Raw genomic sequence first — 25,161 nt, forward strand, 5'->3', positions numbered from 1 at the left:
CGGTATCTGCCGCTGTGCCTTCCCGGGGACACCCCCGGGGCCCCGGGGCCGCACCCCGGTGCGGGCCGAGCGGGCAACCGGCGCCCTACCGCGAGGCGGAGTGAGTTGAGTACGCAGAACAGGCTGACGCACATCGACGAGGCGGGCGCGGCCCGCATGGTCGACGTCTCGGAGAAGGACGTCACCGCGCGGGTGGCCCGAGCCAGCGGCCGGGTCCTCGTCTCGCCCCGCGTCGTCGAGCTGCTCCGCGGCGAGGGGGTCCCCAAGGGCGACGCCCTCGCCACCGCGCGTATCGCCGGGATCATGGCGGCCAAGCGCACCTCCGACCTGATCCCGCTCTGCCACCCGCTCGCCGTCTCCGGCGTCAAGGTCGACCTGAGCGTCGCCGACGACGCGGTGGAGATCCTGGCCACGGTGAAGACCACGGACCGCACCGGCGTCGAGATGGAGGCCCTGACGGCGGTCTCGGTCGCCGCGCTCACCGTGATCGACATGATCAAGGCGGTCGACAAGTCCGCGGTCATCACGGACGTACGGGTCGAGGCGAAGTCGGGCGGCAAGTCCGGCGACTACCGGCGCACCGCACCGGACGGAGCGGACGCGTGACGGCGCCTGGAACCGGGCAGTCCGGTGAGGGGCGACCGGCCGGGCCGCCGCTCGGTGGCGCGCTGACCGCCCCGTACGCCGCCCTCGTCGTCACCGCGTCGAACCGGGCCTCCGCCGGGGTCTACGCGGACAAGGGCGGCCCTCTGATCTCCGAGGCGCTCACGAAGCTCGGCTTCACCGTCGACGGGCCGCGGGTCGTGCCCGACGGCGACCCGGTCGAACAGGCGCTGCGCGACGGGGTGGCCGCCGGGTACGACGTCATCGTCACCACCGGCGGCACGGGCATCTCGCCCACCGACCGCACCCCCGACGTCACCCGCCGCGTCCTCGACCACGAGATCCCCGGCATCCCCGAGGCGATCCGTGCCGAGGGCCGCGACAAGGTGCCCACCGCCGCGCTCTCCCGAGGCCTCGCGGGCGTCGCCGCCGGCACGCTCATCGTGAACCTGCCGGGCTCCACCGGCGGGGTGCGCGACGGCCTCGCCGTCCTCGCACGTCTTCTGGTGCACGCCGTCGACCAGCTGCGCGGCGGCGATCACCCCCGACCCGGGAGCCCGAGCTGAACGTCCCGACCTGGCCGGTGGTCCTCAACGACGGCGAGGTCACTCTCCGTCCGGTGAAACTGCGCGACCAGCGCATGTGGCGCGAGGTCAACCGGCGCAACCGTGACTGGCTGCGCCCCTGGGAGGCGACCGTGCCGCCGCCCGCCCCGGGCGGTCCGGTGGCCCAGCGCCCCACCTACCGTCAGATGGTCCGTCATCTGCGCTCCGAGGCCAATGCGGGCCGGATGCTGCCCTTCGCCATCGAGTACGAGGGCCGACTGGTCGGCCAGCTGACGGTCGCCGGGATCACCTGGGGCTCGATGTGCTCGGGCCACATCGGCTACTGGGTCGACCAGGAGGTGGCGGGCCGCGGGGTGATGCCGACCGCGGTCGCCCTCGCCGTCGACCACTGCTTCGCCAGGGTCGGACTGCACCGCATCGAGGTATGCATTCGGCCGGAGAACAGGCCCAGCAGACGGGTCGTCGAGAAACTGGGATTTCGCGAGGAGGGCCTGCGCCCGCGCTATCTCCACATCGACGGCGCCTGGCGGGACCATCTCATCTACGCGCTCACCGCGGAGGAAGTGCCCGACGGGCTGCTCCGACGCTGGCACCAGGCACGACCCGGAACCCCACGGGAAATGAAATAAGTGTTCGATATTGGTCGGCATATGGCCGCAAACGAACGCGCAAACACGCACGGGCGATCTGAACAATCACAAAAAAAGTCCTTGAAATCAGCCGGATCGTGCGACACACCGGGCCAATTGGCGGATGCCCCCGTGCAAACCCCTCTACGGTGTGAGACGTGAGCAGCAGCGGCCTCATCTACGCAGTCATCGTCGGGGCCTGGGCCGCCTACTTGGTGCCGATGTGGCTCCGCAGGCAGGACGAGCTCAATGAAGCCCGCCCGACGGAACGCTTCAGCACCGCCATCCGGCTGCTGTCCGGACGGGCGGCCATGGAGCGCCGGTACGCCAAGGAGTTGCGGGGACGCATCGCCGAGGAGGCGGAGCCCGACGCCGACCCGGACGTCGTCACGGATCGATTGGATTCCGTGGACGTCCGGGCCTTCGCCGCGCCTCCGGCGCACACCGAAGCCCGGATGCACGACCCGGCGCACCCGCCCGAGCGCTCGGACCGGGAACGCTCCGGGCCCGGCCCTTCGCGGCGCGCGCGCCCGCGCGCCGGTGCGGCGGACGCCGAGCGGGTCCGGCGCGCCCAGCGCCTCCAGGTACTCGCGCGCCGGCGGCGCACCACTGTCGTCCTCTTCCTCGCCTTCACTCTCGGCGCGGTCGTCGCGGCGGTGGGCGGCCTCGGCTTCCTCTGGGCGCCCGCGGTCCCGGCGGTGCTGCTGAGCACGTACATCGTGCATCTGCGCTCCCAGGAGCGACGCAGGTTCGCCTTCACCATGGACCGGCGGCGGGCCGAGGTCGCGGCGCAGCATCTGCGTGAGAACCGTCCCCGCAGGCACCAGCCGGCCGCGGCGGCCCCCGCCGAGGCCGACGAGGAGCCCGAAACGCGCCACCCCGAGCCCGAGCCCGCCCCCGCGGTCTCCCCGCAGGAGGCCGGCCGCCGCGCCCTGGTCGAGCAGACGGACCACGCGGAATGGGTCGACCAGCAGCGTGAACGCGGCCGGGTCCAGGGCGACAGCTGGGAGCCGGTGCCGGTCCCGCTGCCGACGTACGTCACCGCCCCGGTCGCCCCGCGTGTCACGGGCGGCGTCGAGGTGGGCAACCCGGAGACCTGGAGCGCGGCCCGCTCCAGCGCCGCCGAGCCCACTCAGACGGGCACCTCGCACGCCGTGGCGCCCCCCGTCGACCCGGCGCCGCGCCAGCGGACCAACCAGTCCCGGCGCACCCGCGACCGCGGCCGGACCCCGCTCTTCGACCAGTACGAGGACGGGGAACGCCCTCGTGCCGCCAACGAGTGAGTGCCTTCGGGCCCCGCTGCGACACCGACTCGGCTGACCAGCAAGGACCGGATTTCCGAGCACCCCTGTGGGGGTGCTAGAGTTTCACTCGTTGCAAGGGCCTGTGGCGCAGTCTGGTAGCGCACCTCGTTCGCATCGAGGGGGTCTGGGGTTCAAATCCCCACAGGTCCACCGCAGGGCCGTTCACGAGTTAGCTCGTAAGCGGTTCACGAGTCCCGTCCGATCACATTGATCGGGCGGGATTTCGTCGTTTCTGGGGCTTGTCTGGAGGTCTGGGTGCGCAGGTTATGTCGGGCTGGCATGTGCCTTGTGGCCTGTGGGTGTGGTGCGGGCATGGCGGCGCACGCCGATCTGCGGGGAGTTCGGCGTGCGCGGGTGGGCTGGAGTTGTCGTACGGAGTCAGGTTCAGCGGGAGCGCGGAGGCGGGTGGCGCCCGTTGTCTGTTTCCGGCAGGGCGATGCGCGGGGTGCTGGGCGGGGGCAGGGGGCCGGTGGTGTCGAAGTCGGCGTCGGTGAGTGCGTCCGGGCCGGCGCGTTCGGTGAGCCAGGTTTCCAGAACGGTCAGGTTGGCGACGGTGAGCATGACCGCCAGGAGGAGGGTCTGGGCGACCTGACCGGGGGCGGGCCGGTGTTTGGGGTTGCCGATGTCGAGGGTCCCGCTCTTGAAACGGCCGTTGGCACCTTCGTTGTGACTGCGGATGGGGCGGTAGGTGTTCAGCCATGGGGTGTGGAGGTAATGCACGTCCTGGCGGTACTTGGCCAGACGCCAGTTGGCCTCGGTGTCGGCGGGCACGGTGATCGATCCCGCGCAGCACACCTGGGGCAGCGTGACTGCAGGTGGCGGTGCGAAGCGTTCGGCGTCGGGGACCTGGACGGTGGGGCGGGCCGCGGTCGGCAGATTCCGGGGCAGGGGCAGGCTGAGGTCGATCACCCGGGAAGGCATGGCGGCGGGAGCCTGTGCGCGGGGCCTCAGCCGGTCGCGGCGGGTGCAGTTGACCGAGGGGGACGGGCCGCTGGCCGGGCACTGGAGGCGGATCGCGCCGCGGGCGTCAGGGCCCTGCTTGAGTTTGAGGTGGTGCGGCTCGCGGGCTTCGATCTTCTCGCGGAGCGCGTCGCTGCGGAACCGGACAGTGTCGTCGTCGGCACCAGCGGTGGCGTGGATGAGTGGGGCCGGGGTGAGCGGGCAGAGCAGGGAGCCGTCGACGAGTGGCGCCCCTTGCCAACTGCCTTGCAGACCACGTTCTTTGACCTTGTAGTCCAGGGCGAGGCGGTAGCCGAGTCGGCGGACGGGTGTCTGGAAGGTGGACGGGCTGCAGCCGGTGTAGGCGCGGTCGGCGGCGAGGATGCCGGTGGGCAGGCCGAGTTGGGTGATCTGGGTGAGGATCGTGACGGCGTTGGGGCCGGTGCGGACGGTGGGGGTGTCGAGTTCGAAGCCCAGACACAGCTGCGGGTAGGCCCCGGGGGCGTCATTGCCCGGGTCGCGGTGGTGGGCGGCGATGGCCAGGGTTGCGCTGTAGCCGAAGACCTTGTCGCCGGTGCCGCCCTTGAAGTGCCAGCCGGCGGTGACTTCCGTCGAGGCGGTGGTCAGTCGGCTGCTGTCGGGGCGGGCGCTGACGCGGATGTCGGTGGCGTCGACGCCGACGTCGCCGTTCCAGCCGCGCAGGTATCCACGCTGGTCAGCCATGCGTACGGATGCCAGGACCAGGCGGTTGGCCAGGAGCTGGAGGCGGGCGGCGGCGGTGCGGCCCTCGGGGCTGTCCCAGAGGGCGGCGTGGAAGTCGGCGTGCCGCTGCGGCAGTCGGGAACGCCGGTCGTGGCGGGCGGGGTCCAGGAGCGTGGTGATCGCGTTCAGTCCCCGGTAGAGCCGCTTGCTGGAAGCGATCCGGGCGGCGGCTCCGGCCGGAGGGCGTTCCGGGATGCCCAGCCAGGTACGGGCTCTGGGCTCCAGACCGTAGTGGAGCAGACGCCGGGCGTCGGCGACCGTGGCCCTGCCTGTGTAGTACGCCGACAGCAGCAACCCGGCCAGAACCACCCGCGGGCGTACACCCTTGGGGCCGGGGCGGTCGCGGAGCAGATCCTCCAGCTCCTGGGGGACACCGGTGCGGTCCAGGAGTGTCAGCAGCTGGCCGACCTTGGAGTCCGGGATCTTCCGCATTCCGCTCAGCGGCGGCTTGGGCCGCAGTCGCCGCACCGCAGACAGTGTGTCCTCGGCGTCCTGCGGGCGGCGCATCACTGGGCGGGTCCGCGCAGCAGCTCGGCGGCCTGCTCCGGAGCCAGGGGCGGGACCCAGTGGAAGTAGGGGCCCAGCGCGGCGGTCGAACGCATCCCCGCAGCGTCCGCGACCAGTGCCGGATCGATCCGCTGGCCCAGCAGGTCCACGATCCAGGTGGTCCGCAGCCGCCGGGCCGCGAGCGCGGGCAGACCCGCGTGCGGTCTGTGCCGGGCGGGCCAGGAGCTGACCAGGTTCTTCGCCGCCTCCACCTTCCGGCCTGGCCGGAATACGTAGTCGTCCCCGGCAAGCACGGCGAGCTCGGCCAGAGCCTGTTCCCAGGGAGCGCGGCAGGTCACCAGACGGCCCAGCCAGGGGGCGTCGAGAACCACCATGCCCCGGGCAGTGACTCGCAGGTCGCTGCCCCGCACGGCCGGAACCTCGCCGGGCTGCAGCCCGCAGCCCGCGCCCAGCGCCATCAGGGCCAGTCCATCCAGCCGGGCCCGACCGGGAAGCAGCTCAGCCCACCCCTTCAGCCTGGCCAACTCGCCTGGCTCATAGGGAGGTTGGGGAAGTCGGCTGGCGGCGATGCGGACCGGCGGGGCCTCTCCGCGCTGCACCCACACCAGGGCTTCCCGAGTAAGGCGCAGCCACGTCCGGAAGGTCTGGCGGGTGCTGCCCTCCTGGCCGGCGAGACCGAGCAGGATGAACCCGTCGATCGTCTCGGTCCGCAGCCACAGCCCCGGATCCCGTGGCAGACCCGTGCTGTCGGCCCAGACCGCGATGCGGCCGACCACATGCAGCAGATGCGCCGCGTCGTAACAGGTTGCCGGGGCCGCCGCCGCGACAGTGGCCCGCACCTGGTCGGCGACCGGAGCCCACTGCTGCCTGGGCAGGCGGGGGCGGTAGTTGCGGATACGGGCGGAGACCTGCGGGCTCAACGTCACGGACCAATCCCACCGGCTGGTCAAGCAGCCAGTGAAGGGGTCGGTCACGATCTTCACGTAAAGGAGTGCATCAGCATGGTCGGTGGCATGAACCGGCGAACGCCGCCGCGCGAGCTTGCCCGCGATCCGGAAGCCTGGCCAGAGGCCGTCATCGGCGACGTGGCGGCAGCCACCGTCCAGGCCGTCGCCCGCGCCCTCGCCGCAGCACTCCGTGCACCCCGGCGGAGCCTGCGGCAGCTCGCCGACGGCTCCGGAGTCAACCGGCAGGCCGTGGCCGACCTGCTCGACGGAAAGTCCTGGCCGGACATCGCCACCGTTGCCCGGCTGGAGCACTTTCTGGGAGTGCCGCTCTATCCGGCCGCCGGGGAAATGCGTCATACGCATGGAATTAGGCCTTCCCGTCCCCCGCGAAGGGCTGCGGAAGGGACGACGAAATAGGCCACGCGCCCCCGAGGCGAGCGGGATTGCTCTAGCCTCGAAGGCAAACGTGAGCCAACTGATAAGGGGCCGCGTGAAGGTTCTCCAGAGGGTTCCACCTCGAAAGAACCGCGTCCTCTCCTCCCTGCCAGGGGAGGAGAGGACACCTTTTTGAGGAGCGCTAGCCTGCGGCGGCTCCTTCCCGGCGGCCAGGAGCGATCGCGAACACAGCGGTCTCCGGCTGCACCAGGCGCCCGGTCTCCACCAACCGCTTGCAGGTGGACCGCACCGACTCCAATGCGGCTGTCCCCGGCTTGCCCTCGGTCGGCCGGCCGAGCGCCGCAGTGAGCTCCTTCAGATGCAAAGGAACACCGGCCGTGGTCAGCACCTGCTCGATCGCGCGCATCAGCTCACCCGAGGCGGACCGGCGCTTGCCCGAATCGGCGCTGCTGCCTCCGCGTGCGGAGCTGGCCTTCGCGGCACTGTCAGGTGGTGCAGCCTCGGGGGGCTCTTCTTCCGGTGCGGTCTTGTCTGGCTGCGGTGCGGTGCCCGCGTCGATCTCCGCCAGCGCGCGAGAGAGCTGATCACGGGTAACGAGAGTCTGGGCCATCTCCTCCCGCACGGAACCGAGTTGCTCTTCCAGCTCCTTCGCCCGCCGAGACAGTCGCTCTGCCTTCTCGCCATAGAACTCGATGGCGACACGCAACCCTGGCGCCGCGGCTTCCTCGCCCTCGAAACCCATGCGTCCCCTTGGACTCTCTGGAGCCAACACTGATGCCAGACATCGTAGGGAACGCCAGACATCCCAGACACCCAAATGCCAAACAATCCAGGGACGTTGGGCTGTCCCGCAGGCCGGACGTACGCGTGAGTGACCTGGATACGGTGCAGAGCGATGGCGTGTTGGTCTGCTGGCTGATTGCTCAGGAGTGTGGTGTGGCACTTGATACGGGTATGGGGTTGACGGTTGTTGGAGAAGAGGGCCTAATTGACCTCGAGACCAGCCATCTTCAAGGCTCATCCGACGAGTTGAGCGGTTAAATCCTGCACCCTCGGGCGCGGGTATGGCTGGTCTCTCTTTACGTTGTGGAACAATTCGGGGCAGCGGGCCCCAAGCGTTCATCGCCGTTCAGGTCAGGGCTACTCGTTCGTGAGCGGCCCGTAGGCTCTGCTCATGCCGCCCGAAGATGACTCGCAGAGCACCGTCCAGCCCTGGCGGGAGTGCACTGATGTGTACGACTTCCTGGAGCAAATCCGCCTGCGGCCCGGCATGTGACTGCCACGGCAAGGGTCGCTTCGCCATCTGGAATCCATGCTTGTCGGATACCAGATAGCGCTGGGCGTGCACTCCATCGACGAGCCCTCCCCCTTCTGGGGCGACGGCCCGTTCAGCCAGTGGCTCTGCCGGCACTTCGGCCGGCCGAGCTCGCTCAGCTGGGCCGCTCAGATCGAACGTGAGGCATCCGACGGATCCGCGCCCGTCGAAGAGTTCTTCCGGCTCCTGGACGAGTTCCGAGAGCAGAACTGACCTCTCTGCCAACTGAGTTGGGTGCCAAGAAGTGGTGGCCGGGCACCATGGAAAACGACACGTGGCCAACGAGAGCCGAGAGCACTCGGACCGGCAGGAACGGACCTCCGCGTGGGATCAGCCGGACAGAGCGAGTAGCTCGTCGATCATCGGCTCCGGACCGCCGTAGGTGAGGTGCGCGATGGCTGCCATGGGGGCGATCACTCGGCTCCAGGCGTACAACCGGTCCCCATCGAGCCCGCACGCGGTCGCCACCCGCTGGCAACGGGCCTCGATACCCTCTTGTCCGGCGCCGGCCACCACGTAGTCGACGGCGTCGAAGCAGGGATCGCCCACGCATGCCTTGGGGTCGATTGCGATCAGGCCGCGCGACGGGCCGCCGTCCAGGACGTTGCCGAGGTGCAGATCGCCGTGCAGCAGCACGATCCTGGCCTGGCTGTCCAGCAACGTCTCACAGCGCCGTATCGCCCGCTGCCACGCGGCCTGGTCAATCCGTGCGCCGATGGCCGGCTCGGACAGCCGCCGCCCGATCCGGACGAAGGCTTCGTCAAACCGACCGCGCAGATCCAGTGGCCAGTGCGCGGGCGGGGCCACGGCGTGCAATGCGGCAAGCAGCTCTCCCCACTGCTGCGGCATTGACATCTGCGGCATGTCCTCGGCCACGGTGCCGGGCAGGACTTCCTCCAACACCATCGCCCCGGCCACCGCGTCGACAGACAGCACGGCCGGCACCCGACCCGACGGCGCGAACACGCGCAGCATCTCCACCTGCTGGGTCAACAGGTCCCGATCCGGACTGAGTTTGAGAACCGCTGGTCTTCCGTCAGGCCATTGGCAGCGCAAGACGACGGAGGAGGCTCCGCTCTCGAACAGCTCACCGAGCACGAATCCCCACCGCACGGCCAGCCGCGCAGCGAGATTCGGAACCTCAGCGAGCCAACCCTCCGCCAGAGGGCCGAATCGACCCACCAACCGCGCGTCGACCTCTTCCAACTCTTCCAAATTCATCCCGGTAGCTTGCAGCCCGAACTGCCGCCATGCACCTACATATCGACGTCGTTCCGTAGGAGGCCATCGGGGAACGATCACTCCCCACGCGGGAAAAGATCTTCAAAAGCTTGGGAAGCCCCAGGTCAGACCCATTCGTGAACGCCCCACCGCACACACGAGATCCCGGTCAGACGGTCATCGTCTGACCGGGATCTCGTCGTTTGAGCTCCTGCTTGTGTGAAAGTCAGCCTGCCGGGCCGCTGGGAAGCGTGGCAGTCCGCGTCGGAACAGACCGGGGGTTGGGATGCGGACATGCCGCGGGGACCGCAGGCGTGGAGGCAGGCTCCTGCGGTCTCGCGACGTGTCGATCTTCAATTACCTGGAACGTGCCCACTCAGGGGCTGCGGCTCAGCACCTGAGAGCGGGGCGCGACCGTCAAGCTGATCGCCGGGTAAGGCAGAAGGACATCGCTCGGCTCGAGGTCGAGGCCGGTGATCGCGCTCTGCTTGCTGGCTGCCAGGTACTGCTCGAGCTCCTTGATGTTGTGGACCATGACGGTGATGGCGGACAGCAGAGTTTGAGCGACACGGCCACGGGGCTGACGTCTCTCCCGGGCGTGCAGGGCGGTGTCGACAGACTTCAGCCGCCCATTGCCACCTTCGATGTGGGCACGCAACGTCTGGTAGGCCAAGGCCCAGGAAGGTGTAGAGGTCGAGCAAACGGCGCGGGGTGAGGGGGCAGAAGAGGCGGCCCACTTTGGTGATCGCGCCCTGATGATTGCCTTCCGCTGTAGCGGCGGTGACCTGGGGCTCAGTGAAGTCGAGCACGGGCATGTAGCCGAGGGCGCGCATCGGTTGGTGGAAGATCTCGGGGAGGAGCTTGGTGTAGGCGCGATCGGCCGCCGTGAAGCTACGGAGTTCGGTGAGCTGCGCGAGCACGGCGCTGACGTAGTGGGCGTGGCGGCCCATGTCCTTCTTGGGTGTGTGCAGCACCATGCCGAAGATCAGCTGTGGGTAGCGGCCGGCTCGGTCCGGGTCGGCGTGGGCCGCGATGGCGAGCGTGGCGCTGTAGCCGAACTCGCGGTCCCCACCGCCCTTGTAGTGCCACTCCAGGGCGGAGCGCTTGCGGGTGTGGGGGGGCCCAAGTCGGCACGCAGGTGGTGTCGATCGTCGTGTCCCCGCCCCAGTGGCGCATCGGGCCTTTGCTGAAGGCGGTGCGGACTGGGACGGTGCCCAGCCGGTTAGCGAGCTCTTCAAGGTGGCGGAGCGCGGGCTGTCCACGGTCGCCGTTCCACTGGGCAGCGACTTTGAGCCCCGCAGCTCTGGGGAGCCGGCTGCGGCGCTGATGCGGTGCCGCGTCCAGCAGCCGGTTCATACGGGTCCAGGCGCGGTGGAAGCGGTTGTACAGGGCGTTGACCGCGTCCTGATTCTCGATGTCGCAGGCAGGGATGGAGAGTTCGCGCGCAGCTGCTCGCTGACCCCGAACGTGATGACCTCGAAGGCGTCGTCGAGGCCGCAGTATGCCGCCGCGGGAGCTGGCTCGGGACCCGAAGAACTGGCCCGAGGCGACGTTCGTTGACCAGCCCCAGGCCAGGGTGGTCCAGGCTGTCGCACAAGCCCTGACCAGGCAGATGACCCTTCAGGGGCTGGGTCTGCGACGCGTCGCGGCTCTCAGCGGCGTCAACCGCCAGGCGGTCGCGAATCTCCTCGCCGGCAGTAGCTGGCCGGGTATCGCGACGCTGAGCCGTCTGGAGGACGGGCTCGGTGTGGGTCTCTACCCGGGTACCAATGATCCGGGATCGACGCATTGCTGAACCTCCGGAACCCGCACGGTATCTGTGCGGGCAGGACGGATTGGGCTCAGCACGCCACAGGTAGCCCGACGGTGGGCTGCCCTCAAAAACGGCCATCCTGCGGGCCCGCGAGCTCGACGCCGGGAAAGCAGAAACGAATCATCCGGCCTCGCCCCCCTCAGCCTGGCCGAATCAAACGCCTGATCCACCGGCTCACCCACCGGCGCCCTGCCTCGATCGACCACATTCTGCACTGGTCGCACTGGCGACGCAGACGACAGCACCAAGCCCGCATCAGCCACTACCAACGACGCGGCCACACACCACCCGAACCTGCCCAACCGTCACCGCAAAGACCGTTGCAGTACTAGCCGACCGAGAAGGCGCCGAGCTTGAAGGAGTCGGCGCAGAGGCTGAAGACACCGCCCGGCGAGCCGTCCGCCTTCATCACGTTCACCGTGGTGCCCGCGTCCTTCGGCAGCGCGACCTTGACCGTGGGCGATTCCGTCCTGCAGGAGAGGCGCGCGGTGCCCTCGTTGTTCACGTCGTTGTACATCACGTCGGCCGTCGCCGTGCCGCCCGCCGGGATGTCGACCGCATCCGAGCCTTCCTCGGAGTTGTCCGCGGAGACCGGCCCGCCGCCCTTCGCCTCATCGGTGACGGTCACGACCGTGGGACCGACGATGGTGCAGGCGGCGCCGGAGGAGTTGGTGATCCTGAGCGAACCGGCGGCCGCCTGCGACTCGCTGGCGTGGTTCGCGCTCTGGCGGAACTGCGCCGAGGTGTTCTGGGTGGTGCAGGCCGCGGTGGCGCCGCCACCGGACGAGCTACCACCGGACGAGCTGCCGCCACCGCTCGAGCTGCTCCCGGACGACGCCTCGGGCGAAGCCGCGGTCGAGGCCGACGCGGACGCCGATGCGGGGGCCGACGAACCGGCGGCGGCGTCAGCCTCGTCGCCGCTGTTGCAGCCGGTGAGCGCGAGCGCGGACAGTGCAGCGAGTGCGCCGGCAGCGGCTATGCGGGTACGGGCACGAGTGCGCATGAACTTCCTTCTTCCCCATCAAAAAACCTAAAAGCCAACTGAGAAGCAGGATGATCCATCAAGACGCACTGGTTGCATCCAGAAGGTAAGAATCACCAAGCCCGCACGAACTCCGCCCAAGATCGTCGCCCATACCCGCGCCGCCCGCTCCACCTCGGCGAACCCCCGCGGCCACCGTCTCCGGCATCGACGCGTCCTCCCTCGACAGCCGCCGCATCACCGACCGGCTGGCCACGTGTACGCGATGCTGAGAAGACCAGACGCTTGCCTCCTGAGGTTATCCGTGTGCGCTGTATATCTCGTCGGAGCTGCAGGTGATGAAGTTCCGCGCTCGTTTATATGCATCATGCACTTAATTGGGAATGGATCTTCAGGTGAATGGGAAGGTTGCGTCCGACGTCGCCGTACCTGCAGCTCAGGCCCACCCGCGAACGGCGCACCGCACACACGAGATCCCGTCCGATCGAAAGATCGGGCGGGATCTCGTCGTTCCGGGACTTCCTTCCGCACGGCTCCGTGTGGGGAAGGGGTCTCACGGGCCGTCAGCGGCGGCGGGCGGCCCACAGCCAGGTGACGTCGATCACGGCGATCGCGCCCCAGATCCCGCAGACGGCGGCAACGCCGGGCGGCGCGAGTGCTGTTGCGAGGGCGCCGAGTGCGACCGTGCCCAGCACCACCCGGGCGCCGCGCGCCGCGGTCAGGGACGCGCGCAGCGGCCCGGGTTCGGCCAGTCGGTCGGACAGGTAGGCGTCGAAGGCCTCCGCGACCTGGTCGTCGATCTCGTCCCGCAGCCGGGTGTCCAGGGAATCGGGCACGAGGGGTGCCTGGGTCGCTCCCGCCGTGGCCCCGACGGTCGTCCCGGTGGTCGTCCCGGCTCCCGGTGACAGCCTTCGGGTCAGGCCTCTTCGCATCTCGCCCCCGCGATTCCCGGCGCCCGACGGCGCCTCCCGGACCAACGTAGCGATTGCAGAGATGTTCTGCAAACAGTCTCTGCAATGATTGCAGAGAATCTCTGCACTATGCTGGCGGGCATGGTCGAGCGTCCCGAGACGAGAGTGCTCACCGGCCCGGACCTCAAGGCCTTCTACAAGGCGCTGTCCAATCCGGTGCGCCGCGACATCCTGAGCTATCTCGGCGAACACGGCGAGGCGAACTCCACCAGCGTCGCCAAGGCCCTCGGTGAGTCCACCGGTACCACCAGCTATCACCTGCGCAAGCTCGCCGACCTCAAGCTGATCGCGGAGATCGAGGAGCGTTCCACCGGGCGGGAGCGCTGGTGGAAGTCGCTCATGACCAACATCTTCACGCCGCCCGGCCTGGAGATGACGGCGGACGAACGCGAGGCCGCCGTGAAGATCGGCGCGCTCAAGATGACCCATGACCTGAATCTGGTCGTGCGGGCGTACGCCGGGTACGACGCCTCGGCGGGCTGGAACCAGATCTACCGGGCCGGGCTGCGGATGACGAAGGAACAGGTCGCCTCGTTCACCGAGGAGTACCAGGCGTTGCTGCACAAGTACGCGAGCGCGCCCGGTGAACACCCGCCGGGCTCACGCCAGATGGCCGTTCGCCTGGTGGTGCTGCCCGACGACGGGCGAGACGCACCGCCCCCGGCCGACGGGGCGTGACGGCAGGGGGCGCCGTGCCGAACCGCTGTGTGTTCAGCCGTGGTTGCCCGGTGTCCGGCGTGGGGACGTGGCGGTGGGGCGGTCTACGCTGGTGGTGCTCGGCTGCTTCCGTGGGTCCTGCCGGGGGTGTTCCCATGACGGACCGACTGCTCAGCTGCTCGTGATTTCCCGTACGGAGGAGCGTCCTGTGACGGCCGGAACACCCAAGGTCCAGATCGACACCAGCAAGCCCCACCCCGCGCGCGTCTACGACTGGCTCCTGGGCGGCAAGGACAACTATCCGGTCGACCAGCAGGTGGGGGAGACGCTGCCCGAGGAGGCGCGGGGCAACGCGGCGCGGAACCGGGCCTTCATGCACCGGGCCTCCGCATGGCTGGCGCGGGGCGGGGTGGACCAGTTCCTCGACATCGGCACCGGCATCCCCACGGCACCCAATCTGCATCAGGTCGTCCAGGCCATCATCCCGGGCGCCCGGATCGTCTACGCGGACAACGACCCGATCGTCCTGCGCCACGCGGAAGCGCTGCTGATCAGCAGCGCGGAGGGGGCCACCGACTACCTCCACGCGGATGTGCGGGATCCGCAGGCCATCCTCGAACGCGCCCGTGAACTGCTGGACTTCAGCCGGCCCATCGCGCTGTCCCTCATCGCGCTCATGCACTTCCTGCCCGACGACCAGGACCCGTACGGCATCACCCGCACCCTGGTCGACGCCCTGCCCGAAGGCAGCTTCCTGGTGCTCTCGCACGGCACGGCCGATCAGCATCCGGAGCTGCGGCAGAAGACCGAGACCGCGTACAAGAAGGGCGCGATCCCGCTGCGGATGCGGACCCGGAGCGAGGTCGAGCCCTTCTTCGAGGGCCTGGACCTCGTCGAACCCGGGCTGGTGTACGCCACCCAGTGGTACCGGGAGGAGCCGGCGCCTCTCGTCGAGCGCAGCGGTTTCTACGTGGGTGTCGGACGGGTGCGCCGAGCCGGGGCGTGACGTCCGGGACCGATGAGTTCGGGGCGGTGCGGTCGACGCCGCTGACGGGCGGTGGAGCATCGTGCCGCCTTTTCCGTCCGGGGCCGGCGGCCTGGTCCCGGACGTGGACGACTGGTCTTCTTCGCCCGGAACCGGATGCTGCTCGCCGAGGGGAGGGCCAACGGGTGCCGGGACCCGTCAGCGCAGCGGCTTCGCGAAGCAGATGCTGCTCTCGTAGGTGCGGTAGTGGCCGAACTTCTCGCACGCGGTGTAGCCGCTGGACCTGTACAGCGCGATGGCCTCGGGCTGTTTGTCCCCGGTCTCCAGCACCATGCGGGTCCGGCCGGCCGCCCGTGCGTCGGCCTCCAGCGCGGCCAGGATGCGGCGCGCCAGCCCGTTGCCGCGGCCCTCGGGGATCACGAACATCCGCTTGATCTCGGCGTCGCCGTCGGAGTATCCCTCGGCGTTGCGCTCCTGGGAGCGCCAGCCACCGGTGGCGACCGGGCGTCCCTGCGCGTCGTAGGCGAGGAGGTACAGGCCGTTCGGCGGGTCGAACATCGACGGGGCGAGCGGTGTGACATCGCCCTCGTCGCCGTATCGCTCGGCGTATTCGAGCTGCACCTGGTCGTTGAGTTTGACGGCATCGGCGTGGTCGAAGGGCCGAGGATGGATAAGCATGCGAAACATGGTACAGGTATGCGGTTCATTGGTGCCGGTATCGTGCCGTAATGCTCACTGTGACCACCGTCAATGTAAACGGGCTCCGCGCCGCCGCGAAGAAGGGCTTCGTCGAGTGGCTGGCCGGGACCGAAGCCGATGTGATCTGCCTGCAGGAGGTGCGGGCCGAGCCGCAGCAACTGCCCGCCGAGGTGCGTGAACCGGAGGGCTGGCACACCGTGCACGCACCGGCCGCCGCCAAGGGCCGGGCGGGTGTCTCCCTGTACACGCGGCGTGCGCCCGAGCGTGTGCAGATCGGGTTCGGTGGCTTCGGGGACGCCGGCAGCGAGGAGTTCGATGCGAGCGGGCGGTACGTCGAGGTCGATCTGCCCGGTGTCACGGTCGCGAGCCTGTATCTGCCGTCCGGCGAGGTCGGCACGGAGAAGCAGGAGGAGAAGGAACGTTTCATGGCCGTGTTCCTCCCGTACCTGCAGGGCCTCAGGAAGCGCGCCGCGGCCGACGGCCGCGAGGTGCTGGTCTGCGGTGACTGGAACATTGCCCACCGGGAGGCCGACCTGAAGAACTGGAAGGCCAACAAGAAGAGCTCCGGCTTCCTCCCGGAGGAGCGGGAGTGGCTGACCCGGGTCTTCGACGAGGCCGAGTACGTCGATGTCGTACGGGTGCTGCGTCCGGAGGAGGAGGGGCCGTACTCGTGGTGGTCCTACCGGGGGCGGGCCTTCGACAACGACACGGGCTGGCGGATCGACTACCAGGTGGCGACGCCGGGGCTGGCCGCCCGTGCGGTGAAGGGCTGGGTCGAGCGGGCCGCGACGCACGGTGAGCGGTGGAGCGACCATGCGCCGGTGACGGTGGTCTACGAGCTGTAGGCCCGCGGGGGTGGAGTCCGAGGGCCGGGGTGGGAGGCCCGGGGGCTCGGGTCAGGACGCGCGTTCCCGCGACGGGTGGTCCGGGTCCTCGCGGCGCAGACGCCGGTCCAGCGCCATGGAGAGCTCGGCGTCCACCACCGCGCGGGCCAGGGGGCGGAGCTGGGGTGGCTCGGTCTCGTCGCCATGGGCCCGGAGGATGCCGACGAACAGCTCGGCGAGCGCGTCCGCGTGCTCGCGGACCTGGCGGCCGGCCGAGAGCACCGTGGCGAGCGGTATCCCCTCCCGGACCAGTTCCGCCGACACCTCCAGCAGGCGGCGGCTGATGTGGACGATCTCGTCGCCGTCGGTGGCCAGATAGCCCAGGTCGAGCGCGGCGGCCAGATTCTCCGGGGTGACCTCGCCCTCGAAGTAGTCCGCGAGCTGCTCGGGGGTGAGGCGGACCGGGGTCTCCTCCGTCGGCTCGCCCAGGCCCAGTACTTCGGCGACATCGCGACCGCTCTCGAAGGTGCGGGCGAGATCGGCGATGCCGGTGAGCGTGTGGCCGCGTTCCAGCAGGCCCGCGATGGTGCGCAGCCGCGCCAGGTGGTGGTCGTCGTACCAGGCGATGCGCCCCTCGCGGCGAGGCGGCGAGATCAGTCCGCGCTCCCGGTAGAAGCGCACGGTCCGCACGGGGATGCCGGCCTCCCTGGCCAGCTCCTCCATCCGGTATTCACGGTGCTCGCGTCCGTCAGCCACACCCGCACCCTATGTTGTACCGCCGGTAACTTTCCCTGGTCGCCCCCTACCCATCGGTACGGAGCTGCTCTACTCTCCCAACAATGCCAGTGATTGCTGGCAGAGTCGTGTGACGTACCGCGGGAGGGGCAGCATGGCCCAGCACGAGCACGTACGAGTGGCGGTGATCGGATCCGGATTCGGGGGCCTCGGGGCCGCGGTCCGGCTGCGCCGCGAAGGCATGACGGACTTCGTCGTCCTGGAACGGGCCGGCTCCGTCGGCGGCACCTGGCGCGACAACAGCTATCCGGGCTGCGCCTGCGACGTGCCGTCCCACCTCTACTCGTTCTCGTTCGCCCCCAACCCCGAGTGGCCGCGCACCTTCTCCGGGCAGGAGCACATCCGCGCCTACCTGGAGCACGTCGCGGACACCTTCGGGCTGCGTCCGCACCTCAGGCTGGGCCATGAAGTGCTGCTGATGAGCTGGGACCGCGACGCGCTCCACTGGGTCATCGAGACCGGCAACGGGGCCACCTTCACCGCCGATGTGGTCGTCTCCGCGACCGGGCCGCTCTCCGACCCGAAGACGCCCGACATCCCCGGACTCGACAGCTTCCCCGGCAAGGTCTTCCACTCGGCCCGCTGGGACCACGACTACGACCTGACCGGCAAGCGTGTCGCGATGATAGGCACCGGCGCCTCCGCCATCCAGATCGTGCCCGCGATCCAGCCGAAGGCAAGCAGGCTGACGCTCTTCCAGCGCACCCCGCCCTGGGTCATGCCGCGCATGGACCGGAGGATCAGCGGCGCCGAGCGCTGGCTGCACCGCACGCTCCCCTTCACCGGCACCGCGCGCCGCGGACTGCTCTGGGGCATCAGGGAGTTGCAGGTCAGCGCCTTCACCAAGCGCCCCGACGAGCTGGGCTTGGTCGAGTCGATAGCCAAGTCCAACATGGCGCGGTCCATCAAGGACCCGGCGCTGCGGGCCAAGTTGACTCCTTCCTACCGCATCGGCTGCAAACGCATCCTGCTCTCCAGCACCTACTACCCGGCGCTCGCCCGGCCCAATGTCGATGTGGTCGCCTCCGGCCTGGCCGAGGTGCGCGGCTCCACGGTCGTCGCCGCCGACGGTACGGAGACCGAGGCCGACGCGATCATCTTCGGCACCGGCTTCCATGTGACCGACATGCCCATCGCCGAGCGGGTGGTGGGCGCGGAAGGCATCACGCTCGCCGAGTCCTGGAAGGACGGCATGCAGGCGCTGCGCGGCGCGAGCGCGTCCGGCTTCCCCAATTGGATGACGATCATCGGCCCCAACACGGGGCTCGGGAACTCCTCGATGATCCTGATGATCGAGTCCCAGCTGAACTACATGGCCGACTACCTGCGCCAGTTGAACGTGCTGGGCGGTCGCGTCGCACTCGACGCGCGCCCCTCGGCGGTCGGGGCCTGGAACCGGCGCGTCCAGCAGCGGATGAAGCGCACGGTGTGGAACGTCGGCGGCTGTGACAGCTGGTACCTGGACGCCGAGGGGCGCAACACCACGGTCTGGCCGGGCACCACCGCCGAGTTCCGCAAGGTGACCCGGTCGGTCGACCTCGCGGAGTACGAGGTCGTCAGGGCCCCGAAGAATGCCGCCGCGCCCGGGGACCCCACCACGGTGAAGGCCGTCGCCGAGGAGGTCGTGCGATGAGCCGGCTGCTGCGGCGCGACGACGACGCCGCACCCGCCCCCGTGCGCGAACTGACCGCCCTCTCCGCCGACGGCGCGCGCATCCATGCCGAGGTGCACGGGCGGGAAGACACCCCCGCGGTGGTCCTGTCGCACGGCTGGACCTGCAGCACCCACTTCTGGGCCGCGCAGATCCGGGACCTGGCGGTGGACCACCGGGTCGTCGTCTACGACCAGCGGGGCCACGGTCGTTCGCCCGCCCCGGGCCGCGAGGGGTACAGCACGGACGCCCTCGCCGACGACCTCGAAGCGGTGCTGGCCGCCACGCTCGAACCGGGTGAGAAGGCCGTGCTCGCCGGGCACTCCATGGGCGGCATGACGATGATGGCCGCCTCGCGGCGGGCCGGACTGCGCGAGCACGCGGCGGCCGTACTGCTGTGCAGCACCGGCAGTTCGCGGCTGACAGCCGAGTCGCGGGTGGTGCCGTTGCGGGCCGGGGCCGTCCGGACCAGGATGACCCGCGCGATCCTCGGGTCGCGGGCCCCGCTCGGACCGGTCACACCGGTCTCCAGGCGGATACTCAAGTACGGCACGATGGGGGCGGGTTCGGCCCCCGACCGGGTCGAGACCTGTGCCCGGATCGTGCACGCGTGCCCGAGGGCGGCCAGGGTCGCCTGGGGGCATGTCCTCGCGGAGCTCGATCTCGACGCGGGAGTGAGGGAGTTGCGGGTGCCCACGGCGGTGATCGCGGGTACGGAGGACCGGCTGACGCCGCCCGTGCACGCCCGCGCCATCGCGGCGGCGCTGCCCGACTGCCTGGGGCTCACCGAACTGGCGGGCATGGGCCACATGACACCGGTGGAGGCGCCGGAGGCGGTCACGGCGAAGCTCCGGGAACTCGTCGCCGCGTACCTCCCGGTGGGTGCGGTCGGCGTGGACGGTGTGGACGGTACGGCCGAGAAGGAGGATGTCGCATGAGCGACAGGCGGAGTCTGGAAGGACAGGTCGTCGTCGTCACGGGCGCGGCGCGTGGTGTGGGCGAACTGCTGGCCCGCAAGCTTTCGGCGCGCGGCGCCAGGCTCGCACTGGTCGGTCTGGAGCCGGACGAGCTGAAGAAGGTCTCCGAGCGGCTGCACTCGGAGAGCGACCACTGGTTCGCGGACGTCACCGACCACGCGGCGATGGCGCGCGTCGCCGAGGAGGTCAAGGAACGGTTCGGGAAGGTCGATGTCGTCGTCGCCAACGCCGGGGTCGCGGCGGGCGGACCGTTCCTCGACTCGGACCCGGAGGCGTGGCGGCGGGTCATCGAGGTCAATCTGATCGGTGGCGCGGTGACGGGGCGGGCGTTCCTGCCGGTGCTCATGGAGAGCCGTGGGTACTTCCTGCAGATCGCCTCGCTCGCGGCGATGACACCGGCGCCGATGATGACCGCGTACTGCGCGTCCAAGTCGGGCGTGGAGGCGTTCGCACACAGTCTGCGGGCCGAGGTCGGCTACCGGGGGGTGAAGGTCGGGGTCGGATACCTCTCCTGGACCGACACGGACATGGTGCGGGGCGCCGACCAGGACGACGTGATGCGGGAGCTGCGGCAGCGGCTGCCCTGGCCGTCGAACCGTACGTACCCGCTGGGTCCGGCGGTCGACCGGATCGTGGCCGGCATCGAACGGCGCTCCGCGCATGTGTACGCACAGTGGTGGCTGCGCGGGATGCAGTCCGTACGGGGATACCTCCCGTCGGTGATCGGGGTCGTCGGCCAGCGTGAGATGCAACGGTTCGGCTCGCGGCTGGAGGGTGTGAGCAAGGCGCTCGTCGGTGCCGGAGGGGCCGCTGACCAGGACGCGCGGGCGGCGCGCACGCAGCGTAAGTGATCGAAATGCGATGCCTGCCGGGGCGTGTAACTCTGGTCGAGGTCCTTACGGACCGTCCCCCACGCACCACTAGGAGTGAACGGCATGGGTATCGCAGACCAGTTCAAGGACAAGGCGCAGGAGCTCGCCGACCAGGCGAAGCGTAAGGCGAACGAGGGCAAGGACACGGGCCGGGAGCGGATGCAGGACGCGTCCGGCCGGACCTCGAAGACGTCGCAGCAGGGCCGTGACCGCGCCCAGCAGGGCCGTGACCGGGCCCAGCAGGGCCGTGACCGGGCCCAGCAGGGCCGCGAGAGGGCCCAGCAGGCGACGGACGACGCCCGCGAGCGCTTCGACCGCTGACGCGTTTCGCGACGCTGCGCGTTGTCTGGTGAGGGGCGCGCCCGGATACCGGGCGCGCCCCTTGCGCGTGGCGTGGATCAGGGCTTCCGGGGACCGCCGACGGGCGACGGCCGGAGGCCGGCTCCCGGCCCGGTGCGCCCTCGGTGGCAGTCCCGCAGTCCCGCAGTCCCACCGGCCCGCAGTCCCACCGTCCCACCGTCCCGCGTCCCACCGTCCCGCCACCACGTCACCGTGGACGACGTCTTGGCAGGTCAGCGCGTGGGACGTCCCCTGAGTGCGTCACTTCTGCGGTACCTCTGGCAGCTCTCGCTCCCCGCCCCGCAGTCTTGTTGGCGAACCGGCCGACGCGGTCGGATCCAACTACGGGGAAGGCAAAGAGAATGCGAACCTTGACGAGGACGTTCGTCGGTGTCACCACCGCACTTGCGATCGCCGGCGGAGGCGTGGCGGCTGCGGGTACCAGCTTCGCGGCGTCCGAGCAGACCGCGAAGCCGGTAGTGAGCTCCGAGGCCGTCGCCCCGCTCGCGGTGGTCAACCTCGGCCTCAACGCGACGCAGGCCAAGAAGCTCCAGCGCCAGCTGAAGGCCAACTGGGGCTACAAGGGCAAGATCGACGGGCAGCTCGGCACCGACAGCTGGAAGGCGATGCAGCGCTGGCTCAAGAGCTCCTGGGGCTACACCGGCAAGATCGACGGCCAGGTCGGGAGCGGCACGGTGAAGGCGTTGCAGCGCTTCCTCAAGAAGTACTGGGGCTACAAGGGCAAGATCGATGGAATCGCCGGATCGGCAACCAAGGCCGCGTTCGCGCGGTCCTGCAACTCGCTCTGAGCCGAACCCGTCGCGGTGGACCCGTCGTACGCACCGGAGGGCAGGCTGCGCCGCCTCCGGTGCGTACGGTCCGCGCGGCGGACGGCGCCGGACGCCCTCGGCCCGTCGTCCTCCGGATGCCGTCGGCCCGAGGGCGACCGCGTCCGGGGTGAGCAGGGGCCGCAGCCCCCACCGAACCGAGCGCCCACACGCCGACGCGCATGCCGGTGGCCCAGGTTCAGCCGGTGAAGCATTCGGGGCGTCTGCCCGGTACGTCCAGGCAGATCCTGGTGTTGGTCCGGTTGTCGCCGGAGGCCATCGGGGTCGCCAGATACCGCCCGGTGTCGAGACTTCCTTCGGCCGTGACCGACTGCGTGCGCCCGGCCGGCAGCGACAGCTCGACCCGGTCGCCCGGCACCAGTCCGGTGGCCCGGACCCACACGGCGTGGCAGAGCTCGGCATGGCGGAGTTCCAGGCGCCGTCCGCCGGAGGCGGTGTGCGTGGCCAGGGTGGTGATCATCCCGGCCGCGCCGCAGCCCATGGCCACGGGGCTCTTGCCCTCGCAACTGTCGCCCCTGCACCCGACGTTGCGTACGGGCGGCTCCGTGGCGGTGCGCGCCTGCTCGTCCGGGCTCCCGTCGGTGAACGCGAGTACGGCCACGCAGGCCGCCGCCACCCCGGCGACGGCTGCGGCGACCGCCCACCACCGCACGCCCGCGCGGGCAGCGGCGGCGGGCGGCACGGGGGAGGGGGCAGGGCGGTCCAGTACCTCCGGCTCCCTCGGTGCGGACACGGGCCGTGCCCGGCCGCTCCACTCGGCGTCCGCCAGCTCCCAGAACGCCAGCAGCCTGCCGGGTGGCGTTCCGGCGATCGCGCACAGCGCCTCGACCGCCTGGCGCGGTGCGGGCTTCTTCCCGTTCAGGTACCGCTCCCAGGACGATTTGCTGTACGGGGTACGGGCCGCCAGCGCGGCCAGGCTCAGCCCGGACCGTTCCCTGACGCCCCGGAGTTCCTCCGCCAGTTGACCGCCCGCGGTGGAGGCCGTCATCTGCGCAGCTCCCTCCAGGTGTCCGGGCCGATGATGCCGTCGATGACCAGGTGGTGCGCATGCTGGAATTTCTTGGCGGCACCCTTGGTCCGCTCGTCGTACAGTCCGTCGAAGACGCCGGGGCTGAAACCCTTCTCACGCAGCAGGCACTGGGCCTCCACCACGTCGAAACCGGTGCTGTTGATGTCGAGCAGCATCTCGCGGGTGTCGCTGTGCCCCGCCCGCAGCTCACCGTCCTGCCGCCGCACCGCGCACTTGTAGGTCTGGCCGCGCAGATACCCCGCTCCGACCGCGACGGGACCGGTCTTCTCCGCCGGGGCTTCGTCGTCCCACCCCCGTGCCGTCAGCAGCCCGGCCCCGAAGGCCACGGCGACGGCCAGGGCCACGACGGCGAGCGTCCACCCCAGCGGCACCGTGCGGCCCGGTCGCACCGATGCCGACGCCGACGCCGACGCCAAGGTCGACGCCGACTCCTGGTCCTGGTCATGGTCCTGGTCCTGGTCCTGGTCCGGAGTCTGCTCCCGCCCCTTTTCCTGTCCCTGCTCCTGGTCCTGAGCGGGCGAGGAGGGCTGCTCGGACCTCGGGGGCGACGACGGTTCGTCCGCCCGCCCCCGTGCGGGCGCCTTGGCGCGGGCGCGTTCGGCGACGTCGTACAGCACGATGAGCCGCGTCGGCTCCGTACCGCAGACCCGGGCCAGTTCCTCGACGGCCTTGCGCGGCACGGGCTTCTTCCCGTTCAGGTACCGCTCCCACGAGGAACGGCTGTAGCTGGTCCGGCTCGCGAGGGCGGCCAGGCTCAGATCGCTGTGATCCTTCAACCTCCGTAACTGGACGAGCAGTTGGCGTTCACTATGGGATGTCTCTGCGGGCAGCTCTTTCCATCGCGGCATGCGAATTCCCCCGATGCATTCCGGCAGTTGCCATAAATAGTGCGGCATCGTGGCCGGGCAGGAGAAGACGTGGCGTGTCGGCCACGGCCCCCGTTCTGTGGTCGCGCCCCGGGACGCCGCGCCTCAGCAGGTCAGGGCATGGAACGTCCCACACCGGCCCGGATCGGCCTCGGCTCCGGCCGTACGAAAGTTGGCGCATTGGAGTCGTTGCCGAACCTGGGTCCGGTCTGAAGGGGTTTTCAACTGCTGGGCATCGAGGTCGGGTAGGTGAGCGTAACCATGTGCGAGTGAGTGTCGTTGTCAGGGCGTGAATCTGACGGAGTGGGCGAAGACGCAGGGTGTGCATCCGCAGACCGCGTATCGGTGGTTCCGTGAGGGGACATTGCCGGTACCGGCTCAGCGGGTGGGTCCGCGCACGATCCTGGTGAACGTCGAAGCGAACTCCTCACCGTCCGTGACGGGTGGTGTGGGTTTGTACGCTCGTGTCTCCTCGCGCGATCAGAAGGAGGACTTGCAGCGGCAGACGGCCCGGCTCGCCCAGTGGGCTGCGAAGGCAGGTCACCGGGTGGTTCGGGTTGAGTCCGAGATCGCTTCCGGTATGAACGGCTCGCGTGCCAAGGCCCGTCGTCTGCTGGCTGATCCGGACGTGACCACGGTGGTGGTCGAGCACAAGGACCGGCTCGGCCGGATGAACGTGGAACTGGTCGAGGCCGTGCTTGCCGCTTCTGGGCGTCGTCTCGTTGTCCTTGATGACGGAGAAGTCGAAGACGACCTGGTGCGGGACATGGCCGAGGTGCTGACGTCGTTCTGTGCCCGCCTGTACGGGCGTCGCTCGGCGAAGAGCCGGGCCCGCAAAGCTCTTGAGGCGGCGGCAGCCGGTGACTGAGCCGAAGAGGAAACTCCGTACCATCGATGCGCCGTTCGTCGTGCTCGGGCCGTCCGGTGTCGCGATACGGACCCGGCTCAAGCACCTCATGCCCGAGGACGACAAGGTGCTGCGCCTGATCGGCGAACACCTCGGACGCTTGGCGTCCGGTGATCTGGCGGCCAGGTGCCGAAACGGCCTGGAGCACTCGACGGATACGTGGGCCGCGCGTAAGCAGGGCCTGACGGCCGCCTCGTCCTCGCGGTGGGCCGGCAGCATCACGAAGGCCACACACGATCAGTGGGCCTTGTCGCGCCGCTGCCGGCTCGCGCACATCCAGGGTCTTGAAGCCGGTGTCCGCACGCTGACGCACCGCCTGTCCCAGCCGGTCGGGGAGAAGGGCACCAAGAAGGCTCCCGGCGGCTACCGCTCCAGGAGCGAGTGGTTCAACAAGTCCCGCCGCCTGGCGGTCCTGGAACACCGCCTCGACATGGCGCGTGCCGACCGGGAGGCCGGTGTCGTGCACGTCGTACGCGGCGGCCGGAAGCTGCTGGGCAACCGGCACAACCTCCAAGCCGCGCAGCTCACCGAGGCCGAGTGGCGAGAACGGTGGGAGGCCGAGCGCTGGTTCCTGTCAGCGGACGGGGAGTCCGGGAAAAGGTTCGGGAACGAGACGATCCGCGTCACCCCCGACGGCGATGTGTCCGTCAAGCTCCCCGCGCCGCTCGCCGGCCTGGCGAACGCCAAGCACGGACGGTACGTCCTGGCCTCGAAGACCGCGTTCGCGCACCGGGGCCAGGAATGGGCCGACCGCAT

Annotated in this window: 27 protein-coding genes, 1 tRNA gene and 1 pseudogene; 18 read left to right on the forward strand and 11 right to left on the reverse strand. The window is 69.9% G+C overall.

What is annotated here, in order from left to right; genetic code table 11:
- Positions 1 to 105 precede the first annotated feature (105 nt).
- From moaC to ACF1B9_RS14630, 5 genes are all read left to right on the forward strand, one after another.
- Positions 106 to 606: a cyclic pyranopterin monophosphate synthase MoaC gene (gene moaC, locus ACF1B9_RS14610; protein ID WP_391742341.1), complete on the forward strand. Its 501-nt coding sequence runs from the start codon at positions 106 to 108 to the stop codon at positions 604 to 606.
- Between the two features lie 62 nt (positions 607 to 668).
- Positions 669 to 1,169: a molybdenum cofactor biosynthesis protein B gene (locus tag ACF1B9_RS14615; protein WP_391742655.1), complete on the forward strand. Its 501-nt coding sequence runs from the start codon at positions 669 to 671 to the stop codon at positions 1,167 to 1,169.
- Between the two features lie 17 nt (positions 1,170 to 1,186).
- Positions 1,187 to 1,798 (forward strand): GNAT family N-acetyltransferase, encoded by a 612-nt coding sequence (locus tag ACF1B9_RS14620; RefSeq protein ID WP_391742340.1) that lies wholly within the window; start codon positions 1,187 to 1,189, stop codon positions 1,796 to 1,798.
- 158 nt (positions 1,799 to 1,956) lie between these two features.
- Positions 1,957 to 3,081, forward strand: a complete 1,125-nt coding sequence (glpR, locus tag ACF1B9_RS14625; protein WP_391742338.1) for a gephyrin-like molybdotransferase receptor GlpR — start codon at positions 1,957 to 1,959, stop codon at positions 3,079 to 3,081.
- 97 nt (positions 3,082 to 3,178) lie between these two features.
- Positions 3,179 to 3,252: transfer RNA gene (locus tag ACF1B9_RS14630), tRNA-Ala, on the forward strand.
- Positions 3,253 to 3,486: 234 nt separating this feature from the next.
- Here the strand turns inward: ACF1B9_RS14630 and ACF1B9_RS14635 are convergent.
- On the reverse strand, positions 3,487 to 5,310 hold the full coding sequence (locus tag ACF1B9_RS14635; RefSeq protein WP_391742336.1) for a hypothetical protein: 1,824 nt from the start codon (positions 5,308 to 5,310) through the stop codon (positions 3,487 to 3,489).
- Positions 5,310 to 6,236 (reverse strand): hypothetical protein, encoded by a 927-nt coding sequence (locus ACF1B9_RS14640; RefSeq protein WP_391742335.1) that lies wholly within the window; start codon positions 6,234 to 6,236, stop codon positions 5,310 to 5,312. Before ACF1B9_RS14640 ends, ACF1B9_RS14635 begins: the two co-directional genes overlap by 1 nt.
- Before the next feature lie 87 nt (positions 6,237 to 6,323).
- Between ACF1B9_RS14640 and ACF1B9_RS14645 the strand changes: the two genes are divergently transcribed.
- Positions 6,324 to 6,674: a helix-turn-helix domain-containing protein gene (locus ACF1B9_RS14645; RefSeq protein ID WP_391742333.1), complete on the forward strand. Its 351-nt coding sequence runs from the start codon at positions 6,324 to 6,326 to the stop codon at positions 6,672 to 6,674.
- Positions 6,675 to 6,834: 160 nt separating this feature from the next.
- Here the strand turns inward: ACF1B9_RS14645 and ACF1B9_RS14650 are convergent, their stop codons facing one another.
- The gene (locus ACF1B9_RS14650) at positions 6,835 to 7,395 is read right to left on the reverse strand and encodes a hypothetical protein (RefSeq protein ID WP_391742331.1); all 561 of its coding nucleotides are present in this window, start codon (positions 7,393 to 7,395) and stop codon (positions 6,835 to 6,837) included.
- Positions 7,396 to 7,965: 570 nt separating this feature from the next.
- On the opposite strand from ACF1B9_RS14650, the gene ACF1B9_RS14655 reads away from it, so the two are divergent.
- Positions 7,966 to 8,181 carry a hypothetical protein gene (locus tag ACF1B9_RS14655; RefSeq protein WP_391742330.1) on the forward strand — a complete coding sequence of 72 codons (216 nt, stop codon included), beginning with the start codon at positions 7,966 to 7,968 and terminating at the stop codon, positions 8,179 to 8,181.
- Positions 8,182 to 8,298: 117 nt separating this feature from the next.
- Here the strand turns inward: ACF1B9_RS14655 and ACF1B9_RS14660 are convergent, their stop codons facing one another.
- Together ACF1B9_RS14660 and ACF1B9_RS14665 are read right to left on the reverse strand one after the other, a co-directional pair.
- The gene (locus tag ACF1B9_RS14660) at positions 8,299 to 9,189 is read right to left on the reverse strand and encodes an aminoglycoside phosphotransferase family protein (RefSeq protein WP_391742329.1); all 891 of its coding nucleotides are present in this window, start codon (positions 9,187 to 9,189) and stop codon (positions 8,299 to 8,301) included.
- Positions 9,190 to 9,565: 376 nt separating this feature from the next.
- Entirely contained in the window at positions 9,566 to 9,862 is a 297-nt protein-coding gene (locus ACF1B9_RS14665; protein ID WP_391742327.1) for a hypothetical protein, read from the reverse strand.
- An 828-nt stretch (positions 9,863 to 10,690) separates the two neighbouring features.
- Here ACF1B9_RS14665 and ACF1B9_RS14670 point away from each other — a divergent pair.
- Positions 10,691 to 10,984 carry a helix-turn-helix domain-containing protein gene (locus ACF1B9_RS14670; protein ID WP_391742326.1) on the forward strand — a complete coding sequence of 98 codons (294 nt, stop codon included), beginning with the start codon at positions 10,691 to 10,693 and terminating at the stop codon, positions 10,982 to 10,984.
- Positions 10,985 to 11,330: 346 nt separating this feature from the next.
- Here ACF1B9_RS14670 and ACF1B9_RS14675 read toward each other — a convergent pair whose 3' ends face one another.
- Both ACF1B9_RS14675 and ACF1B9_RS14680 read right to left on the reverse strand, forming a co-directional pair.
- Positions 11,331 to 12,005, reverse strand: coding sequence for a DUF4232 domain-containing protein (locus ACF1B9_RS14675; RefSeq protein WP_391742324.1), 675 nt, complete (start codon positions 12,003 to 12,005; stop codon positions 11,331 to 11,333).
- A gap of 542 nt (positions 12,006 to 12,547) precedes the next feature.
- Positions 12,548 to 12,820: a hypothetical protein gene (locus ACF1B9_RS14680; RefSeq protein ID WP_391742322.1), complete on the reverse strand. Its 273-nt coding sequence runs from the start codon at positions 12,818 to 12,820 to the stop codon at positions 12,548 to 12,550.
- A 216-nt stretch (positions 12,821 to 13,036) separates the two neighbouring features.
- Between ACF1B9_RS14680 and ACF1B9_RS14685 the strand changes: the two genes are divergently transcribed.
- Positions 13,037 to 13,633 carry an ArsR/SmtB family transcription factor gene (locus ACF1B9_RS14685; protein ID WP_391742320.1) on the forward strand — a complete coding sequence of 199 codons (597 nt, stop codon included), beginning with the start codon at positions 13,037 to 13,039 and terminating at the stop codon, positions 13,631 to 13,633.
- Positions 13,634 to 13,820: 187 nt separating this feature from the next.
- Positions 13,821 to 14,618 carry an SAM-dependent methyltransferase gene (locus ACF1B9_RS14690; protein ID WP_391742318.1) on the forward strand — a complete coding sequence of 266 codons (798 nt, stop codon included), beginning with the start codon at positions 13,821 to 13,823 and terminating at the stop codon, positions 14,616 to 14,618.
- 177 nt (positions 14,619 to 14,795) lie between these two features.
- On the opposite strand, the gene ACF1B9_RS14695 is transcribed toward ACF1B9_RS14690, so the two are convergent.
- A complete protein-coding gene (locus tag ACF1B9_RS14695) occupies positions 14,796 to 15,275 on the reverse strand; it encodes a GNAT family N-acetyltransferase (RefSeq protein WP_391742316.1) in 480 nt (159 codons plus the stop codon).
- A gap of 50 nt (positions 15,276 to 15,325) precedes the next feature.
- On the opposite strand from ACF1B9_RS14695, the gene ACF1B9_RS14700 reads away from it, so the two are divergent.
- Positions 15,326 to 16,141: an exodeoxyribonuclease III gene (locus ACF1B9_RS14700; RefSeq protein ID WP_391742315.1), complete on the forward strand. Its 816-nt coding sequence runs from the start codon at positions 15,326 to 15,328 to the stop codon at positions 16,139 to 16,141.
- A 51-nt stretch (positions 16,142 to 16,192) separates the two neighbouring features.
- On the opposite strand, the gene ACF1B9_RS14705 is transcribed toward ACF1B9_RS14700, so the two are convergent.
- A complete protein-coding gene (locus tag ACF1B9_RS14705; protein WP_391742653.1) occupies positions 16,193 to 16,843 on the reverse strand; it encodes a MerR family transcriptional regulator in 651 nt (216 codons plus the stop codon).
- A gap of 166 nt (positions 16,844 to 17,009) precedes the next feature.
- Between ACF1B9_RS14705 and ACF1B9_RS14710 the strand changes: the two genes are divergently transcribed.
- The 5 genes from ACF1B9_RS14710 to ACF1B9_RS14730 all read left to right on the forward strand — a co-directional run bounded on the left by ACF1B9_RS14710 (position 17,010) and on the right by ACF1B9_RS14730 (position 21,563).
- On the forward strand, positions 17,010 to 18,548 hold the full coding sequence (locus ACF1B9_RS14710) for a flavin-containing monooxygenase (RefSeq protein WP_391742313.1): 1,539 nt from the start codon (positions 17,010 to 17,012) through the stop codon (positions 18,546 to 18,548).
- Positions 18,545 to 19,504, forward strand: coding sequence for an alpha/beta fold hydrolase (locus ACF1B9_RS14715; protein ID WP_391742312.1), 960 nt, complete (start codon positions 18,545 to 18,547; stop codon positions 19,502 to 19,504). The genes ACF1B9_RS14710 and ACF1B9_RS14715 overlap by 4 nt, the downstream gene beginning before the upstream one ends.
- Positions 19,501 to 20,394, forward strand: coding sequence for an SDR family oxidoreductase (locus ACF1B9_RS14720; RefSeq protein WP_391742311.1), 894 nt, complete (start codon positions 19,501 to 19,503; stop codon positions 20,392 to 20,394). Before ACF1B9_RS14715 ends, ACF1B9_RS14720 begins: the two co-directional genes overlap by 4 nt.
- Positions 20,395 to 20,478: 84 nt before the next feature.
- Positions 20,479 to 20,736 (forward strand): hypothetical protein, encoded by a 258-nt coding sequence (locus ACF1B9_RS14725; RefSeq protein WP_391742309.1) that lies wholly within the window; start codon positions 20,479 to 20,481, stop codon positions 20,734 to 20,736.
- Positions 20,737 to 21,116: 380 nt separating this feature from the next.
- Positions 21,117 to 21,563 carry a peptidoglycan-binding domain-containing protein gene (locus tag ACF1B9_RS14730; RefSeq protein WP_391742308.1) on the forward strand — a complete coding sequence of 149 codons (447 nt, stop codon included), beginning with the start codon at positions 21,117 to 21,119 and terminating at the stop codon, positions 21,561 to 21,563.
- 217 nt (positions 21,564 to 21,780) lie between these two features.
- Here the strand turns inward: ACF1B9_RS14730 and ACF1B9_RS14735 are convergent, their stop codons facing one another.
- Positions 21,781 to 22,590: a helix-turn-helix domain-containing protein gene (locus ACF1B9_RS14735; RefSeq protein ID WP_391742307.1), complete on the reverse strand. Its 810-nt coding sequence runs from the start codon at positions 22,588 to 22,590 to the stop codon at positions 21,781 to 21,783.
- Positions 22,587 to 23,528: a helix-turn-helix domain-containing protein gene (locus ACF1B9_RS14740; protein WP_391795915.1), complete on the reverse strand. Its 942-nt coding sequence runs from the start codon at positions 23,526 to 23,528 to the stop codon at positions 22,587 to 22,589. The genes ACF1B9_RS14735 and ACF1B9_RS14740 overlap by 4 nt, the downstream gene beginning before the upstream one ends.
- 259 nt (positions 23,529 to 23,787) lie before the next feature.
- Here ACF1B9_RS14740 and ACF1B9_RS14745 point away from each other — a divergent pair, with 259 nt between their 5' ends.
- Both ACF1B9_RS14745 and ACF1B9_RS14750 read left to right on the forward strand, forming a co-directional pair.
- The gene (locus ACF1B9_RS14745; protein ID WP_391795916.1) at positions 23,788 to 24,366 is read left to right on the forward strand and encodes an IS607 family transposase; all 579 of its coding nucleotides are present in this window, start codon (positions 23,788 to 23,790) and stop codon (positions 24,364 to 24,366) included.
- Positions 24,359 to 25,161, forward strand: a pseudogene (locus ACF1B9_RS14750) (IS200/IS605 family accessory protein TnpB-related protein); the annotation flags it as partial. The gene ACF1B9_RS14745 and the pseudogene ACF1B9_RS14750, both read left to right, overlap by 8 nt.

This window comes from Streptomyces sp. NPDC014727 (assembly GCF_043083485.1).
Classification (GTDB): Bacteria; Actinomycetota; Actinomycetes; order Streptomycetales; family Streptomycetaceae; genus Streptomyces.